General features: G+C 42.4%; 15 protein-coding genes and 1 pseudogene. 3 read left to right on the top strand and 13 right to left on the bottom strand.

Annotated features, from left to right (window positions below; translation table 11 throughout):
• Window positions 1-152 precede the first annotated feature (152 nt).
• From nagB to MR041_RS07140, 4 genes and pseudogenes are all read right to left on the bottom strand, one after another.
• Window positions 153-2,102 (bottom strand): annotated as a pseudogene (gene nagB, locus MR041_RS07155) (glucosamine-6-phosphate deaminase); the annotation flags it as partial.
• Window positions 2,099-3,424 (bottom strand): sugar MFS transporter, encoded by a 1,326-nt coding sequence (locus MR041_RS07150; RefSeq protein WP_242092916.1) that lies wholly within the window; start codon window positions 3,422-3,424, stop codon window positions 2,099-2,101. The gene MR041_RS07150 and the pseudogene nagB, both read right to left, overlap by 4 nt.
• Window positions 3,425-3,550: 126 nt before the next feature.
• Window positions 3,551-4,615 carry a phosphotransferase enzyme family protein gene (locus tag MR041_RS07145; protein ID WP_242092915.1) on the bottom strand — a complete coding sequence of 355 codons (1,065 nt, stop codon included), beginning with the start codon at window positions 4,613-4,615 and terminating at the stop codon, window positions 3,551-3,553.
• Entirely contained in the window at window positions 4,612-5,520 is a 909-nt protein-coding gene (locus MR041_RS07140) for a sugar phosphate nucleotidyltransferase (RefSeq protein ID WP_242092914.1), read from the bottom strand. The genes MR041_RS07145 and MR041_RS07140 overlap by 4 nt, the downstream gene beginning before the upstream one ends.
• Window positions 5,521-5,767: 247 nt before the next feature.
• Between MR041_RS07140 and MR041_RS07135 the strand changes: the two genes are divergently transcribed.
• Window positions 5,768-6,814 carry a LacI family DNA-binding transcriptional regulator gene (locus tag MR041_RS07135; RefSeq protein WP_242092913.1) on the top strand — a complete coding sequence of 349 codons (1,047 nt, stop codon included), beginning with the start codon at window positions 5,768-5,770 and terminating at the stop codon, window positions 6,812-6,814.
• Here MR041_RS07135 and MR041_RS07130 read toward each other — a convergent pair whose 3' ends face one another.
• The 3 genes from MR041_RS07130 to MR041_RS07120 form a co-directional block, all read right to left on the bottom strand.
• Window positions 6,815-7,450, bottom strand: coding sequence for a carbohydrate-binding family 9-like protein (locus MR041_RS07130; RefSeq protein ID WP_242092912.1), 636 nt, complete (start codon window positions 7,448-7,450; stop codon window positions 6,815-6,817).
• 123 nt (window positions 7,451-7,573) lie between these two features.
• Window positions 7,574-8,767 carry a glycine C-acetyltransferase gene (gene kbl / locus MR041_RS07125; protein ID WP_242092911.1) on the bottom strand — a complete coding sequence of 398 codons (1,194 nt, stop codon included), beginning with the start codon at window positions 8,765-8,767 and terminating at the stop codon, window positions 7,574-7,576.
• Window positions 8,768-8,776: 9 nt separating this feature from the next.
• Window positions 8,777-9,757, bottom strand: coding sequence for an NAD-dependent epimerase/dehydratase family protein (locus MR041_RS07120; RefSeq protein WP_242092910.1), 981 nt, complete (start codon window positions 9,755-9,757; stop codon window positions 8,777-8,779).
• Between the two features lie 144 nt (window positions 9,758-9,901).
• Between MR041_RS07120 and MR041_RS07115 the strand changes: the two genes are divergently transcribed.
• On the top strand, window positions 9,902-10,363 hold the full coding sequence (locus MR041_RS07115; RefSeq protein ID WP_242092909.1) for an Lrp/AsnC family transcriptional regulator: 462 nt from the start codon (window positions 9,902-9,904) through the stop codon (window positions 10,361-10,363).
• Between the two features lie 60 nt (window positions 10,364-10,423).
• On the opposite strand, the gene MR041_RS07110 is transcribed toward MR041_RS07115, so the two are convergent.
• The 4 genes from MR041_RS07110 to MR041_RS07095 form a co-directional block, all read right to left on the bottom strand.
• Window positions 10,424-12,052 (bottom strand): arylsulfatase, encoded by a 1,629-nt coding sequence (locus tag MR041_RS07110; RefSeq protein WP_242092908.1) that lies wholly within the window; start codon window positions 12,050-12,052, stop codon window positions 10,424-10,426.
• 68 nt (window positions 12,053-12,120) lie between these two features.
• Window positions 12,121-13,131 carry a 4-hydroxyproline epimerase gene (locus MR041_RS07105; protein ID WP_242092907.1) on the bottom strand — a complete coding sequence of 337 codons (1,011 nt, stop codon included), beginning with the start codon at window positions 13,129-13,131 and terminating at the stop codon, window positions 12,121-12,123.
• A gap of 10 nt (window positions 13,132-13,141) precedes the next feature.
• Entirely contained in the window at window positions 13,142-14,665 is a 1,524-nt protein-coding gene (locus MR041_RS07100) for an aldehyde dehydrogenase (NADP(+)) (RefSeq protein ID WP_242092906.1), read from the bottom strand.
• 60 nt (window positions 14,666-14,725) lie between these two features.
• Complete coding sequence (locus MR041_RS07095) at window positions 14,726-15,649, bottom strand: dihydrodipicolinate synthase family protein (protein ID WP_242092905.1); 924 nt, start codon at window positions 15,647-15,649, stop codon at window positions 14,726-14,728.
• Window positions 15,650-15,799: 150 nt separating this feature from the next.
• Between MR041_RS07095 and MR041_RS07090 the strand changes: the two genes are divergently transcribed.
• A complete protein-coding gene (locus tag MR041_RS07090; RefSeq protein ID WP_242092904.1) occupies window positions 15,800-16,648 on the top strand; it encodes a helix-turn-helix domain-containing protein in 849 nt (282 codons plus the stop codon).
• A gap of 13 nt (window positions 16,649-16,661) precedes the next feature.
• Here MR041_RS07090 and MR041_RS07085 read toward each other — a convergent pair whose 3' ends face one another.
• Both MR041_RS07085 and MR041_RS07080 read right to left on the bottom strand, forming a co-directional pair.
• Window positions 16,662-17,483 (bottom strand): DMT family transporter, encoded by an 822-nt coding sequence (locus MR041_RS07085; RefSeq protein WP_242092903.1) that lies wholly within the window; start codon window positions 17,481-17,483, stop codon window positions 16,662-16,664.
• A gap of 7 nt (window positions 17,484-17,490) precedes the next feature.
• Complete coding sequence (locus MR041_RS07080; protein ID WP_242092902.1) at window positions 17,491-18,426, bottom strand: alpha/beta hydrolase; 936 nt, start codon at window positions 18,424-18,426, stop codon at window positions 17,491-17,493.

Here is an 18,426-nt window from a genome sequence, read left to right as displayed (position 1 = left end):
GCAGGCTTTATCGCTCTATTAATCAGTCATATGAGTTATACCATATCAAGAAGTTCAGTCTTAGTTAGGTTTCTGTCTTAAGGAATAATAAACTTAAAATGAACCTCAATATTGTATATCACATCAGATAGGGTATAACTTCAAATCTTTAACTAATAATGCCATCTCACAAAGGCCTCAATAGCGGCGTAATGTGCCAGACCCAGTTGATTGTAAATTTCCGCGGTCTCGCGGTTTCTGTCTTCCGCCCTCTGCCAAAACTCCCTGCTATCAGTTCCCTGAAAGACCACACCATCCTTTTGAGATTGGTGTTTGAAAATACCATGGCGTTTCTGTAACACCTGATCCGGACTCATGGGTACTGCCATTTCTATCTCGTCAATACCCCATTCCTGCCATGCACCTCTGTATAACCATAACCAGCAATCCTTCATGAATGGTTTTGGCTTTAATCTTTTAAGGGCTTCCACGATGGCATCCAAACACACCTTATGCGTCCCATGGGGATCTGCCAGATCACCGGCCGCATAAATCTGATGGGGTTTTATTTTTTCGATTAAATCCATGGTGATCTTAATATCGTCTTCACCAACCGGATTCTTTTCAATGGCACCCGTTTCATAGAATGGTAATTCCATGAAGTGGATACGCTCATCAGGTAATCCCACGAAATGGCTCGTTGCCCTGGCCTCTCCTTTTCTAATCAACCCTTTAATATAACGAACTTCTGCGATATCTATATCACTACTCTTCTTATTTTTTAAAAACTCCGATGCTTTTTTATAAATATGTTCTGCCTCATCGCTCTGTATTCCAAACTTCTCATTGTAATCTATGACAAAATTGGCGAACCTAAGGGCCTCGTCATCGGCCACTGCAATGTTACCCGAGGTTTGATAGGCCACATGCACTTCATGTCCCTGCTCATGCAGCCTGATGAACGTACCACCCATACTGATAATATCGTCATCCGGATGCGGACTGAAAACTAAAACACGCTTCTTCGCGGGTTTTGCACGTTCAGGACGTTTACTGTCATCCGAATTCGGTTTACCACCGGGCCACCCCGTAATGGTATGCTGGACCTGATTGAAAATATTGATATTGATATCATAGGCCGGCCCAGAGTCGGCCAAAAGATCACTCATACCGTTTTCAATATAATCGGCATCGGTAAGCATTAAAATAGGTTTCTTGAGTTTGAGCGCCAATCCCAGCACGGCTTTCCTTATCATTTTATCGGTCCACTCTACTTTTTCAACAAGCCATGGCGTTTCTATTCGAGTCAGTTTTGAGGATGCGGCCTTATCAATTACAAAAATGGCATTATTATGCTCCTGTAGAAATGACGCGGGCACCTGAGTGGTTACCGGACCTTCCGCGGAAGCCTTAATGATATTTGCCTTGCGCTCACCCCAGGCCATTAAAATGACCCTTTTGGCTTCCATTATTTTTTTAACACCCAAGGTAATTGCTGTTCTTGGTGTGTTGGTCAAACCTCCAAAATCATTGCTGGCGGCAACCCTGGTGATATGGTCCAAGGCAACCAAACGCGTTTTGGAGTTCTGTAGGGATCCTGATTCATTAAAGCCGATATGGCCATTACCTCCTATGCCCAGGATTTGAAGGTCTATGCCTCCTAAGGCCTCTATTTTTGCCTCATACTCCGCACAATATCCGGCAATTTCTCTTTTCGAGAGCATGCCATCCGGAATATGAAAATTCTCCGGTAGGATATCGACATGGTTGAACAACAACTCCTTCATGAACCTGACATAACTGTTAACAGAATCCGGTTCCATAGGATAGTACTCATCCAAATTGAAGGTAATGACATTCTTAAAGCTCAGGCCTTCCTCCTTGTGCAAACGAACCAATTCCGCGTATAATCCCTTTGGTGTGGATCCTGTTGCCAAACCCAGAACACAAGACTGGTTGCTTTTTTGTTTGGCCTTTATCAGTGTAGCTATTTCCTTGGCAACCGCAATTGACGCCGCTTTTGAATCTTCGAAAATGACGGTGTTAATGTTTTCAAACCGTTTTTCGAATCCAGTAGCCTTATCTGTACGACTCTTAATCATTTTTAATGTTGATTTATTTAATTTTTAATTTTTGTCCAACTTTTCATATTATGACCCCATAGGGCAAAAAACAATATAATGGCATAACAGGGTATGAGTATCCAGTAACTGCTTGTAGATGCTGAGGCCAGTGCCTCAGTTTCTGACATTCCGCGGGCTACGAGCTCATGTGTTCCACCGTCGACCAACCTGCCGTAGAGTGGTGGAATAATGGCCCCACCGGCTATGGCCATGACCAGCAAGGCAGAAGCTGTTTTTGTGAATTTCCCCAGTCCTTCTAAAGTCAGGGGCCAAACAGCCGGCCATACTAAAGCATTGGCTATACCTAATGCGGCGACAAAAAGTACCGATGTAAAGCCAGTGGTCACCAAGATGCAGACACTAAAAATAATTCCCAGGGCGGCACTTATCTTTAACGCGGTATCCTGCTTTAGATATTTAGGGATCAAGAATACACCCAGGGCATACATGGTAATCATAGCGGCCAGGGTGAAGGGCGTAAAAAATTTAGCTTCATCGGCGGGGAAACCAAGGGATAAGCCATAAGCAATAATGGAATCTCCGGCTATAACTTCCGCTCCCACATAAACAAATAGGGTCAGCACACCCAACCATAAATGAGGAAACTGGAATATATTCGTTTTAGTTACAGCGCCTTCTTTATCCGTTTCGTCTATCGGATCGGCTTCAACATGTGGCAGTGGTGCCTTTCTGATTAACAATCCAAATACCAACAACACAATAGCCATGACCACATAGGGTGCCACCACACTATCAGCCATAGCATTCAGCATGCCTTCTTTTTCTTCAACAGACGCCGTTGCCAATTTATCCTTAACATCATCAATCCCACTTAAAAGAATGGAACCAAACACAATGTTGGCTATTATTCCAGCACCTTTATTTGAAATTCCCATAATAGCAATACGCTTGGCACCGCTCTCTATAGGCCCTAAAATAGTAATGTATGGATTTGCTGCAGTTTGTAAAATGGTCATTCCCAATCCCTGGATAAAAATGGCCAGCAAAAACACCCCGTAGGTACGTGCCTCAGCAGCCGGAATAAACACCAGAGCCCCGATAGCCATAATTATCAAGCCCACCGACATACCCCTGCGATAACCAATTTTATTCAACAGATAGGATGCAGGCAAGGCCATGACCACAAAAGAAATATAGGACGCCGATGCCACCAAATAGGATTGTGCTTCGGTTAATTCGTTGATTGTTTTCATAAATGGAATAAGGGTCCCGTTTATCCAAGTTACAAAACCGAAGATGGCAAATAGACCGGCTATAATGGCAATGGCCACTACATTACTACTTTTTGATGTTTGTGTCATGATATTAAGAATTTAGTGATATGTTCATTATACAGTGTAAAACCTTTCCAAGTTAAGCATTCCCTTAAAACAGCGCATTTAAAAATCAATCTCAACGGTATCCCTTTTTTAATTTTCACCATGTTGTCAGACCTTCATTTGTTTTTCCATGCTCTCTATGAGTTTAAACTGGTTCCTGGCCCGATCTAAATTATGTTCGGGATATTTGGTCTTATAGTAGACATCCTCATTGAGGTAGTCTGTTAAAAAACGGATACCCATAATAAAAATCATGGTTTTCGCAGCCAGCGGCAAGGTTTCAATTTCCAGATCGGATAAGGTTGTTTCCAATTCTTCCAAAAACCCGCTTTTATAGGCATCGTAATAAGCGACATTAAAATGCACGAGATCCAGATTGCTTTCATCTTCGGCTGCCGAATTGCAAATGGTTCTGATGGCATCCCCAAAATCGTAGTGCACCACACCAGGCATCACGGTATCGGTATCGATAACACACAAGCCCTTATTGTTCCTGTCGAATAAGGCATTCGATATTTTGGTGTCGTTATGCGTAACCCGTAATTTTATGGCACCGGATGCTTTTAAGTTTTGAATGATATGCATTTCATCCTTAAGATCGGCTACTTTGAGCAAGTAGGTTCTGGCCTTGTCCTTTCTTTGGGCTGAAGCGACCTTAAGCGCATCTTCAAATTGACTGAACCGGAAGGACATATCATGGAAGTGCGGAATGACCTCGACCAGTCTTGAGGCGTCCAAATCACTGGTTAAACGTAAAAATTCCCCAGATAGTTTCCCGCCCTCATAGGCGACTTGCTCACTGGTTACAATATGGTGTGTGATACTGTCCTTAATATACACCATGACGTTCCAGTAATGTCCTTCATGGTCCTTAAAGTAATATGTCCCGCTACGGGCCGGAACGAAAGTCAGCACCCGATTTTTGATCTCCTCCTCGGATAGATCAGAACGTTTATGCTTGAGATGTTCACTGATCAAAACCTTGTTGGCCATTAATCCTGGAATGTCTTTAAATACATGATGATTGATACGCTGGAGAATATAATGGGGTTCTTCACTGGTTTTAATTAAATAGGTATCATTGATATGACCGGAGGCAATTTCATTGAAAGCCACATAGGATGAAGCGTGTTGAAATTGATCGAATGTGTGCATGAGTTGAGCTTCCGTCATAACTGCCACAGGTTTTTGGGATAAACGTTAGCCCTTTTCAATGCTTCAATATTTTCTTGTACTACCGCCTTATCCTCTTTATAGGTTACCCCGAACCATCTGGCATCCGATTTCAAGACCTCAACCGAAGCCTCCCCCGACTGTATTACAGCGTTGACTATAGATGGCAGATAAAATTCAGCCTTTAAATCAGCTGCATTGTGCTTAAGAAATTCTAAAAAAAGCGTTTCGGCAAAATCAAAACACCGGGGCGTAAATCCCCAAAAATTCATGGAAACTATCGTGTTTTCATCAATTGAAATATAATTGCCCTCCTTATCCTTACGCATGAGCCCCCCATTCCTCTTTTCGATATGTGTTCTCTCGGTAACATCGATTAAAAATCCACGATCATTTACCTGGCACTCCCCCCGTGACACATAGCCATAATCGGAAATCGTGTTCTTTAACAAATAGGCCATGGTCTTGAAATTGCAGGAGGTCTTATCGGTGTGTCTCAAGGCCTCCGCCATGGCGATAAAGGCTTCTCGGCCGTAGAAGTCATCGGCGTTAATTATGGCAAAATTTTCGGTAACAGTATCTTTGGCCATGAGCAGCGCATGACCTGTACCCCATGGTTTCACACGATCCGGATTGATATAGGCCTCTGGAACCTTGTCAACTTCCTGGTAAACATAATCTACGGCAATTTTACCCTGTAATTTTTTATTGAATTTGGATTTAAACTCCTCTTCAAAATGTTTACGAATAATGAATACGATCTTACCAAAACCGGCCTGAAGGGCATCGTAAAGCGAGAAGTCTATAATCGTATCGCCTTCCGGAGTAAAAGCATCCATTTGTTTTAAACCGCCGTAACGGCTTCCCATTCCGGCAGCTAGTATGACAAGTGTTGGTTTGCCCATTATGATACAACTTAAAATTAAAACTCTAATGCTCCTGAATCTTGTTCACAAAACGGTTACAAACCGTTAAAAAACAATGATTTACAAGATAAAAAAGCAGGTTTTAATGTGTCTTGAGGTTACGAAACTACACAATAAACCGCAATAAAAAAAGAAAAATTTCAAAAAAGTGTGTTCGAACACACTTTTTTATGTAAATTCGTATCACCAGGCAGTGATCTATTAAAAACAGTTACATTTGCAGCGAATGAAAAAATATACCATTAAAGATATTGCAGAGTTGGCGGGGGTATCGAAAGGCACCGTAGATCGTGTTATTCACAAGCGGGGCCGGGTATCAGCGACGGCCTTGAAAAAAGTGAATAATGTACTTCGCGATATTGACTACCAACCCAATTTAATGGCGCGAAGCTTAAAGCACAATAAACATTTTCTTTTGTGCATGCTCATGCCCGATCCAAAAATAGATCCCTATTGGAAGCCTTGCCTGGATGGTATTGAGGAAGCCCTCAATGAATTCTCCCCTTTTGGTATACATGTAAAGCATGTTTTCTTCAACCCCTTTGATAAAGACAGTTTTGTAAAACAAGGGGAAACGGCCTTACATGCGGATGTTGACGGTATTGTATTGGCGCCCTTGTTTCAAAAGGAATCCATTACCTTCATAAAGACCTGTGAAAGCCTGAATAAACCGTATTTTTTATTCAATAACGACCTAAAGGATGCCGATTCGCAGAATTTCATAGGGCAGGATTTGTATCAAAGTGGCCGAATCGGAGCAAAGCTCATTCATTCCACCTTGAGGGGCAATGCCGAAGTTGCGATCATTCATATTGATGAAATTTACAAGAATGCCACGCACATGCAGGAGAAGGAAAAAGGATTTCGAAGCTACTTCGACGCGCTTGAGAATTCTGATTTTACCATCAAGACCTATAAACTGAAGCATCGAGATGCCAACAACCTCAAAAAAACCATTAAATACTTTATAGACATGCATCCTGAAATCGATGGGTTTTTTGTGACCAACTCGAAAATTAATTTGTTAGCGGCCCTTTTAAAAAGAACCAGAGAATCCATGTGTGTTGTCGGATACGATTTATTGCCCGAAAATTTGCACTATTTAAAAAATGGTACCATCGACTATTTAATTCATCAAAACCCGAAGCGTCAGGCCTATCTGAGCGTTGCCCTTCTGGCAGATGCCTTGCTGTTTAATAAAGTCATTCCCAATAAAAACCTCATTCCCATTGATATCATCAATTCCGAAAACTACATGGGCTACATCAATTAGTTAGTCCAGAAGTTGCAACACCCCGAATGACGACGGGGTATGAAATTCGGGCATTTCAGTCCGGGGATCGATCCAGGTGATCCAGGTAGGTGTATAAGAGCCATTGCTTTGCCTATGGTATTTCGCCCTGTAGATACCTGTTTCGATACGATTTCCTTTTAGCACATTTAAGGCTTTGAGAGTGGCCAGACTAATGGCCCCTTCTACCGTAAATCCTGTGGCATCACGTGCCGATTTTACACGAATACCATCTTGCGGCCAGTACCAGGAAAAATCGAAATTCCGTGAAGGGCGCGCAATAAAATCCATAATTCTCGGGGAGGGATCAATTTCTAAACAATAATACGGATCAAGCTGCTCGTCGGCCCTGAAAAATAACTCCACCCGATCCGAGTTACTAATACTGCTCTTGGTATTGTCCGTTCTATCGATATATACTTCTGTATCCTCAACACGAAAGCAAAACAACAAATGCTCCGAAGAATGAAGTGCTCTGAAGGTTATGGGCTTTATTTTTTTCAAATCCCATGGGGATTTAAAATCGGTCAACACATGCGCCTCAGCCCAGAAAGAGGCATCACCGTTTCCTGTGATGATGGCGTGTTCCGTTATTCGATTTACATTGTAGACCTTCATGAGGCTTAAAAATACGTATTTAAGAAACGTAATGATACTACATTTAAACGTAACCATTACTATTAAACAAAAAATGAGCACGCAAAGCATACTCATTTTTTAGTTGAACGGTTAAATACCGACTCATATGACGTTCAATTCCTTTCCCACTTTTACGAAGGCATTCACTGCTTTATCAATGTGCTCCTTACTGTGCGCGGCAGAAAGCTGAACCCTTATCCTTGCCATACCTTTTGGTACGACAGGATAAAAGAACCCTATCACATAAATCCCTTCATCCAGTAATTTGTTCGCCATGACCTGTGATAACTTGGCATCATATAACATTACTGGTACTATGGCCGCATCGGCACCAATCAAATCAAACCCCGCCGCTTCCATCTTTGTTCTAAAATAAGTGGTATTGGCTTCCAGTTTATCCCTTAAAGAAGTGTCCTTCTCGATCATTTCAAATACTTTTAAGGAAGCGCCAACAATAGCCGGAGCAAGAGAATTGGAGAACAGGTAGGGCCTTGAACGCTGTCGCAGCATTTCAATGATCTCTTTCCGTCCTGTTGTAAATCCACCCATAGCACCGCCCAGGGCCTTTCCAAGGGTTCCGGTAATAATATCGACACGCCCCATCACATTTTTCAATTCAATTGTACCACGGCCTGTTTTACCAATAAATCCGGAGGCATGGCATTCGTCTACCATCACCAGCGCATCATATGTATCGGCCAAATCACAGATTTTATCCAGCTGAGCCACTACGCCATCCATGGAAAACACACCATCCGTTACAATGATCTTAAACCGATGGTTCTGTGCATTGGCCTCCACTAATTTCGCTTCCAGATCCTCCATATCATTGTTGGCATATCTGTAGCGCGCCGCTTTACACAAGCGCACACCATCAATGATTGAGGCGTGGTTCAGGGCATCAGAAATTATAGCGTCCTCTGCTGTAAACAAGGGTTCAAAAACCCCGCCGTTCGCATCGAAGGCCGCAGCATACAAAATGGTATCCTCACCGTGGAAAAATTCGGCGATTTTATGTTCCAGCTGTTTGTGTATGTCCTGGGTTCCGCAAATAAAGCGCACGGAGGACATGCCGTAACCATGGGTATCCATGGTGTCCTTGGCTGCCTGAATAACCTCTTTGTTATTGGACAGACCCAAATAATTGTTAGCACAAAAATTAATAACTTCTTCGCCAGTCGCCACTTTTATAACGGCGTCCTGAGAGGTAGTGATAATGCGCTCTTCTTTGAATAGGCCTTCCTTTTTTATCGATTCGAGTTCGTTTTGTAAATGCGTTTTAATTTTTCCGTACATCACTCTGATTTATGCTATTACTGAATTGTAATACGATTTTAAATTCTCAATCATGACCCGGGACATGGCATCCAAATCGTAACGCGGTTTCCAACCCCAGTCTTCCCGTGCTTTAGAATCGTCGATACTCATGGGCCAGGAATCTGCTATTTTTTGTCTGAAATCGGGATTGTAACGCACCTCAAAATTAGGATAGGTCTTTCGAATAGAGGCCACTATGTCTTCCGGACTAAAGCTCATGCCTGCAATATTGTATGAGGTCCTCACACTGAGTTTTTCAGCTGGCGCATCCATAAGTTCAATTGAAGCCCTTACGGCATCCTCGATATACATCATTGGCAACCGGGTTGATGCCTTTAAAAAACACTCAAAGGGTTCCTGTTTAACGGCTTTATGATAAATGTCTACCGCATAATCCGTGGTACCACCACCGGGAAGAGACTGATAGCCAATAACCCCTGGATAGCGAATTGAACGCACATCCAGTTGGTAGGTATTGAAATAATAGTTTCCCCAGTTTTCACCGGCTACTTTAGTCATTCCATATACCGTTGTCGGTGTTAAATTTGAAAACTGAGGCGTATTAATACGAGAAATATGATGCCCAAAAACAGCTATTGAACTGGGATAAAACACCTTCTTTACTTTTAAAAGTCGAGATATTTCCAAAACATTCAATAAGGTCCCCATGTTGATATCCCAGGTCTTTTGCGGAAAGGCTTCCCCTTTAGCCGATAAAATAGCCACCATATGATATATTTGGGTCACTTTGTACCGCTTCACCACCTGTTTAAGGGCTTCGGGATCGGTGGCATCCAACTTTTCGAAAATGCCCCGTGCTTCCTTATTGGGACGCAAATCGGTCGCAATAACATGATCGATTCCAAATTTTTGCTGCAAGGATTTGGTCAGTACCGCACCAAGTTGCCCGCTGGCTCCTGTAATTAAGATATTTTCTACACCCATACTGCCTAAAATAGTATAGTACAAAATTAAGGATTTTATCAGTATTTTGATTTTTTTACCTTTATTATAATATATAATAAGTATTTTTATCTTTTAAATTGCTTATTTAAAGTATTTTTATCTTTTAAATACTGCTTTTCAATGTGTAAAAAGTAAAATCAACGTGCTATGGAAAAATTGGATACAACCGATTTGGATATCTTAAGAATACTTCAACAGGATTCCAAAAAGACCACAAAGGAAATTGCCGAAGCATTGAAACTGACCCCCTCACCGGTATATGAACGCATTCGGCGACTGGAACAGAAAGGCTATATAAAAAAGTATGTTGCGCTTTTAGACAAAAAACTCGTCAAAAAACCGATTACCGCGGTATGCATGGTTTCGTTAAGGTATCATAATGAGGGTTTCATTGACAAATTCGACAAACAGATTCGGGCGCTTAGTGAAGTACAAGTGTGCTACCATATGGCCGGAAAAGTGGACTTTTTCCTGAAAATCAATATTGAAAGCCTAGATGCCTATCACGAATTCGTTCGCACGAAACTATCGAAAATCGAAAACATTGGTGTACTGGAAAGTTATTTTGTCTTAAAAGAGATTTTCCACACTACAGCCTATGATATTTAGAATGGAACAGGAATCGGTTTTTAAGGAAACAAGCTCATAAAAGACCGCCACCTCAATAAATCAGTCTTTTGATTTTGTCAGTTCTTCCAGTGCAGGCATGATAAATCTTTCACGTTGCGGTGTGCGGTGTTCTTTCTGAACTATCGCTTTAAATTTTTCAATCAGTTCCGGGTGATCATTGGATACATCATGTTGTTCTGACAGGTCGTTGTTCAAATCATAGACTTCAATATCTGTATTTCCTTTCTTAATGTCTTTCCAGATGACTTTCCATTGCCCCATCCGCAAGGCAACCTGACCATCATATCCGGGAAATTCCCAATACAAATAGGGATGCTCCTCCTGTGCCCCTTTTTGGGTAAGTGTATTTAAAAAACTTATACCATCTGTCTTTTGTGGAATGGCGACCTCTGCGACATCGCATAAGGTGGGTAAGACATCCCAAAATGCAGAAACATGATCCGTACGACCTCCAGGTGCAATCTGATCTGCCCAGGATGCGATCATAGGGACTCGAATCCCACCTTCATAAACATAACCTTTACCGCGACCATGACCACTTTGAAAGGGCTTTGCACTATCGAACCAGGACGAATCGGCGCCACCGGCATAGGTAGGGCCATTGTCGGAAGTAAAGATAATCAAGGTATTTTCGTATTTGCCTATGGTCTTAAGATGATCTATCAATTTTCCAATATTCTCGTCTAAATAGGAGATCATAGCGGCATAAGTGGCATGCGGATAACGCACAGGGAAATAGCCGTTCTTACCCAGGTATGGTTCTTCATCTCCAAATTTTTTAACATAGTAATCCACCCATCGTTTAGGGGCTTGTAATGCCGCATGAGGTATGGGTGTTGCCCAATACAAAAAGAACGGGGCATCCTGAACCCCATCTACAAAATGTATCATTTTTTCGAAAGAGACCTCGGGAGCATAAAAAGGCTGATTGAATTTTGCATAGGCCGCTTCGTCGTATGGGTTCACCCCATCGCTCAATCCGGTATGTGGTGGAACCGTATCATTCGCCAAATGATAACGCCTTTCATTTTCGTACAGATGTAATGGATTATAGGTATGGGCTATCCGCTGACAATTATATCCAAAGAAATAGTCGAAGCCCATTTGAGTTGGAATAGAGGTGGTATGCGGTGCGCCTAAACCCCATTTTCCGAACATCCCGGTGGTATATCCTGCCTTTTGCAGCAATTCAGGTAACAGTACGACTTCCTTACCTATAGGTGCCTGACCTTCCAGAGTGGAATCCTTCACCATTTTTACATAATCCCAGACATCACCCCTACTGCCCCATTCATGATTCCCTCTTATGGGTGCATGTCCCATATGCATTCCGGTTAAAAGTGAAGCCCGTGCCGGAGCACAGACAGGGGCCCCCGAATAATGCTGTGTAAATACCATGCCGGACCTGGCCAGGGCATCTATATGCGGGGTTTCAATTTTTTCCTGACCGTAGGCACCGACCTCAGCATAACCCAAGTCGTCCGCCAAAATGTAAATAATATTGGGCTTTAATGCCGTTGAGGAATTCTTTTCAGGCTTCGAATTGCAAGAACAGATGATAAGACTTAAAACCATTATATAAACAGGTATTGAATTCATTTTCAATACACCGGAAATAAACCGCTTAGCACTCATCTTTTGCGAATCTTTTGATACATGTAATCCCATAATTTTTAATTCCTTTATTAAAACGTTTCTCAGTCCTACAAATGTAATAATACCTTCAGAACTGTTTTCTATATGACCTGAAAACCGAAGGCATATGGATCATCCTCCGGATCTATCGTGATGGTATTATACCCGTAAATTTTGGCCCAGCCCTGAATACTCGGTATTATGGCCGGCTGCCCCATTAAAGTGGTTTCCTCTTCAATACGGCCAATAAATTTACTACCAATAAAGCTTTCCTGAATATAAGGCTCTCCTTTTTTAAGTTCTCCCTTGGCATGGAGTTGCGCCATTCGCGCCGAAGTTCCTGTACCACATGGACTTCGGTCTATGGCCTTGTCCCCATAAAACACGGCATTTCTTCCTGATGATTCCGGATCCAGGGTTTTTCCCGTCCAGAGTATATGGCTGACACCTCTAATGGTATTATTTTCCGGATGAATAAATCGATCCGGGTAGTTCTGATTAATCAGCTGTCTTAATACTTGCGAATCGCTAATAATTTTCGAAGCAGAAACAGCATGAACGCCCTCAAAATTTTCCTGTGGATCGACAATGGCGTAATAATTTCCTCCGTAGGACACATCGAAGACAATCTCACCCAACCCAGGGCAAGTTACTTTCAGACCTTCTGCAGCCAAATAGCTTTTCACATTAATCAATTTCACCCAATCTACCTTTTTACCGGTTTGATGGTATTCAATATGGATCAATCCGGCGGGCGATTCCATTCTAATTTTCCCGGGTCGTTTAGGCTTTATCAAACCTTCCTCAATGGCTACGGTAATGGTTCCAATGGTGCCATGACCACACATGGGCAAACACCCTGAGGTCTCAATAAACAAAATCGCAAAATCATTATCCGGATCATGTGGCGGATACAATAGGCTGCCACTCATCATATCATGTCCCCTGGGTTCAAACATCAACCCTTTGCGTATCCAATCATAATCTTTCAAAAAGTGCTGACGCTTTTCGCTCATAGTACCGCCTATGAGATGAGGAGCCCCCGCTTTTATAACCCTAACAGGGTTACCGCAGGTATGGGCATCGATACAAACAAATGTGCTTTTACTCATAGGTCAGGCATTACTGTAAAGCCTTTGGCAATAATTCTTTAGGAAAAGATTGATAGCATATCGGCCTCACCCATCGCGCTATGGATTGTGTGCCCACTGCTGTAAATCTGGAATCCGTGGAAGCCGGATAAGGTCCCCCGTGTTGCATCGCTGGGCACACCTCAACTCCTGTAGGAACCCCGTTGAAAATCAACCGCCCTACACGGTTCTCGAGTGCATCAACCACATCGCATAAGTCCTGATACTCCTCTTCTTCCGCAATGATGGTCCCTGTTAACTGTCCCTCCAAATTGGCAATGACTTCTAACAACTCCGTCTTATCCTTACAGCGTACAACTAAGGAAAAAGGTCCGAATACCTCCTGACTGATCTCCGGGTTATTTAAAAAATCGCTGCCTGAAACCGTAGCAATTAGCGATGGGGCATAATTGGGTTCCAAGTCGTTTTCTTTCCTCCCGACCACTTGTACACCCTCCTGTGCGACCACCCTGGCTCCATTCTCCATAAATCCTTTTTTAATGTCGGGATGCAACATGCATTGGGCTTCAATAGCAATCGTTCTTTCTGCAAGATCATTTATAAACGCTTCTGTTTTCGGCCCATCAACTGTTAAAATCAATCCCGGATTGGTACAAAACTGCCCAGTGCCCAGGGTAATGGAATTCGCATAGGTCTGAGCAATAGCTTCAGCTCGGCTAACGAGTGCTTTTGAAGTAATGACTACCGGGTTAATGCTTCCCATTTCAGCGAAAACCGGAATGGGTTCATCCCTTCTCGAGGCCAAATCAAAAATGGCACGTCCACCTGAAATACTACCTGTAAATCCAACAGCCTTAACCTTTGGATGTTTGACCAGGGCTGTACCAACGGCATGGCCATATCCCATAATATGAGAAAACACACCGGCAGGCATTCCCGTTTTTTCTATGGCCTTGACAACAGCCGATGCCATCAATTCCGAGGTGCCGGAATGCATCGCATGCGCTTTTACAATTACGGGACAACCAGCCGCCAGGGCACTGGCGGTATCGCCTCCTGCCGTAGAATAAGCCAAGGGGAAATTACTGACTGCAAAAACCACCACTGGCCCCAAAGGAATTAAGGTTTTTCGAAGGTCAGGCTTGGGAACAGGTTGTCTGTCCGGAATGGCCTCGTCAAAAGTGTTGTTACGCCAATCCTCATTGGAAACGAGTTCTGCAAAAGAACGCAATTGAAAAATGGTCCTTCCACGCTCACCAATGGCTCTTCCTTCCGGTAATCCGGATTCCGCCATGTACATATCTATCAATTCCTGACCCAAAGCTAAAATCTCATCTGCTATGGCATTTAAAAACGCAGCCCGTTGTGTTCCGGGAATTTTCCGATAGACTGTAAAGGCTTCCCAGGCCAAATCAACCGCCTCATTAATTTCCTCATCCGTAGCTTCAAAAAAGGGGACCTCCGTAGGTGTATTCAATTTCGGATTAAAGGAATGAAAGGTTGCATTCCCTCGTGCAGATAGGGTATTTCCGATATAATTTTTTCCTGTAATCATACTGTTTGGTTTGTGTTGTACTTAAGGCATATGCCTGAGGTCTCCTGACCAAGAGACACCTTAACCGATTTCATTTTTATATGCTGGTAACTGCGGTCTGTTCGCTAAGGCATCTGTAATTATCTTTTCCACACGTCTGCGCTCCTCTCCCCGGAGAATCAATCGCGGCGCTCTAACATGCTCTGACCCGATACCTGTATGCACAGCGGCCAGCTTGATATATTGTACTAATTTAGGATTTATATCCAATTCCAGCAATGGCATGAACCACCTGTAAATTTTTAAAGCCTCTTTTATTTTACCCGCCTTTTGTAATTCGTAAATTGCGACTGTCTCAGCAGGAAAGGCATCCACTAAGCCGGCTACCCAACCATCAGCACCGATTAACAGGCTTTCCAGAGCCAAGGTATCTACACCTGTCATGATGGCCAGTCTATCTCCAAATCGATTTCTTAACCGGGTAATATTCGTTGTATCACGGGTGGATTCCTTTACCGCCTGGATGTTTGGACAGGCTTTGAGCAAATCTTCAAACATATCCAGGGTGACTTCGATTTTATAGTCAATGGGATTATTGTAAATCATTATGGGCAACCTCGTACTGTGTGCTACAGATTTGAAATAGGCGACCACCTCATCGTCACTTGCCTTGTAGCGCATGGGAGGCAACATCATGAGTCCGGATGCACCATCTGCTTCGGCAGCTTTGGCCAGGTTTATGGCTGCCTTTGTAGTTTGCTCTGCAATATTCATTACCACGGGTACCTTCCCTTCTACAAATGCAACGGTCTCGCGAGTAAGTAGGCGTAATTCCGCCTCCGTTAGTGTACTGGCTTCCCCGAGTGTACCCCCAAGGACAATGCCGTGAATTCCGGCATCCAATTGTGCTTTGATATTCACTTTGAACATGTCTAAATCTAAAACATCATCTGCTGTGAATTGTGTTGTAACCGCGGGCATGACCCCCTTCCATTGAATTGCCATATGTCTGTAATTTTGATGGATTAAAAGTATTCATAATATGCTGTTATTCATAATGTATTGTTATCCATAATTAATACTATATTATCCATAAAATGATACTAAATATGATAATCGAATATTATTTTAATATATTTACCTGAATTCATGACTATGAAAGCCTTACCTTTTAAAATTCCAAAACATGAGACCTCCAATATTATACTACAGGAAGACCATGATGCTATTTTCTATGACCGATTGCATCAGCATGAAGAAATTCAGATAAGCTTAATTTTGGAAGGAGAGGGCACCTTAATAGTTGGGGATACGGTTAATTACTATACCAGAGGCGATATTGTAATTATAGGGAGCAACATTCCTCATGTGTTTAAAAGTGATCGCGGTATACACCAAGATTCCCATATGATGAGTCTTTTTTTTACTAGGGGTGCTTTCGGGAATCGCTTTTTTGAAATGGAGGAATTAAAGGAGGTTGCTGCCTTTTTTAAACGTTCTGAATACGGTTTTAAAGTCAACTCTCACAGAAAGACCATTGCCAGGTTCATAATGGGCATCGATAAGCGCTCGAAACTCGACATTCTTATTAATTTATTACAGATATTAAAGCTTTGCGCCAGGGCCAGTTATACCAGCTTATCCTCCTATGTATACGACAAGAAGTTTTCGGTGAACGAGGGCGAGCGTATTCGCAATGTCTTTGAATATACCATGAATCACTTTGAGGAGGACATCTCTCTGGAGACCATTGCATTTGTGGCGAATATGACGAAAAATGCATTCTGCAAATATTTTAAAAAAAGGACCAACAAGACGTATATAGAATTTTTAACGGAATTACGCATTGAAAAGGCCTGTCAACTTTTAACCAAAACCAAGGACCTCCAAATTTCAGAAATCGCTGAAACCTGCGGGTTTAACAACATTTCAAATTTTAACAGGCAATTTAAAAAGGTAAAACAGCATGCACCGTCACATTATAAGTCACAATTTTTGCAATGATTTTGGCTTTGTGCTAATGTTTTGAGTTTAAAATAAGGCTTACACAAATTAACGAAATACCCACGAGACTTAAGATGGTGTAGTGTTCCGCAAATAGTAAAACACCTGCAATCATAGTAAATACCACCTCGATATACTTAAGCGGCGCAACGAATCCGGTTCGGGAATGCTGCAAGGCTTTAGTCATGTAGATCTGACCAATGAACCCGGAGACTCCCAGGCTCAACAAGACCAACCATTCCAAACCTACAGGATTTTGCCAGTGGCGTATGCATAAAATTCCACTTATGATGCACGAGGTTAACATAAAGTAATTCACAATGACCATGGGGTGATCTTTATCTCCAATTTGCCTGATTATGACAAAAACCCAACCTGTTAAAATAGCGGAGCAAAGTGCAAGAGTAAATCCGAGGCCAAAACTATGAAACTCAAAACCCTTCAGCGCAACGACCCCAACGAAGGCCATCGTAAAATAGAACCACTGCAGGGGTTTAATACGTTCTCTTAAAATGAACATGGCGAAAAAGGCCGCAAAAATTGGAGCGAGATACCGAATTGAAATAGCTGTACCTGTGGGTAGTAATTGTAAGGCGCTAAAAAATAAGGCCATGGCAATAAATCCGAAAACACTTCTTAGTACGAGTAGTTTTACCCTGTTACCAATAAAAGAAATTCTTCTCTTAATTAAGAAAGGAAAGGTAAAACACAAGGAGCCAAAAGCCCTGAAAAATACTATTTGATAAACATTGAACCTACTCAGATACTTGACGCCTACATTTAATAGTGCAAATGCCAGGGCGCTTATTATCATAAATTCTACGGCCTTTCTCAAAAACTCCCTATTTATTGATTAACTCCCGCTGTTGAAGCCAGTGCTCTAAGGACGACGTCCAAAATTGATTCGTACCTGCCTTTCCAAGACCAAACCCATGACCACCGTTTTCATAAATATGCATTTCTACCGGTACATTATACTGAATTAACGCCTCATAATATTGAATGCTGTTCTGAACCGGAACCGATCTGTCGTTGGAGGCATGAATCAGGAAGGTTGGAGGTGTAAGCGAATCAACTTGTTTTTCAATGGAGAAGGTCTCAACCAGATCCTTTGCCGCAGCATTACCTAACAGATTAGATTTTGAACCCTGATGCGCTATCCCGTCCGACATGGCTATTACAGGGTATATCAATATTGAAAAATCCGGTCTTGCCGATATACCGTCATCAGACGCATATACCCTTGAATCGTATAAATTGGAAAGGCAAGCTGCTAAATGTCCACCCGCAGAAAAACCCATGACTCCAATTCTGTTCGGATCTAATTGCCACTCCGGTGCATGCTGTCTCACCAGCCTAATAGCTTTTTGGGCATCCTGTAATGGTCCAATATGCTTATTTACCATAATGTCGTTACTCGGTAGCCTGTATTTTAGCACAAAGGCCGTTATCCCTATAGAATTTAACCAATTCGCCACTTTTGTTCCTTCTTTATAAATGGCGAGATGATGATAACCGCCACCCGGACAGATCAGAATTCCTGTTCCGTTTGGAGTTTTCGGTATAAAAACAGATACGGTTGGCGTAGTTACCATTTCAGCCCTAACAAGGGTTCCATTTTCCATCTGAAGCTGCTCCTTAAAGGTTTTAGATGGCTTGGCACCTGGAATAGCATCTGCCCAGAGTTCAAGAATCTTGTCCTGCGCATGAATACAGGAACATGTCATTACAAATAACAGAAACGAAACTACATATGCTGTAACATTGCCTTGATGCAT

The sequence above is a fragment of the Aestuariivivens sediminicola genome, assembly GCF_022662015.1.
GTDB lineage: Bacteria > Bacteroidota > Bacteroidia > Flavobacteriales > Flavobacteriaceae > Aestuariivivens > Aestuariivivens sediminicola.
Note: the sequence above shows the minus strand (reverse complement) of the source record. Positions and strands in the feature narration are given on the sequence as shown.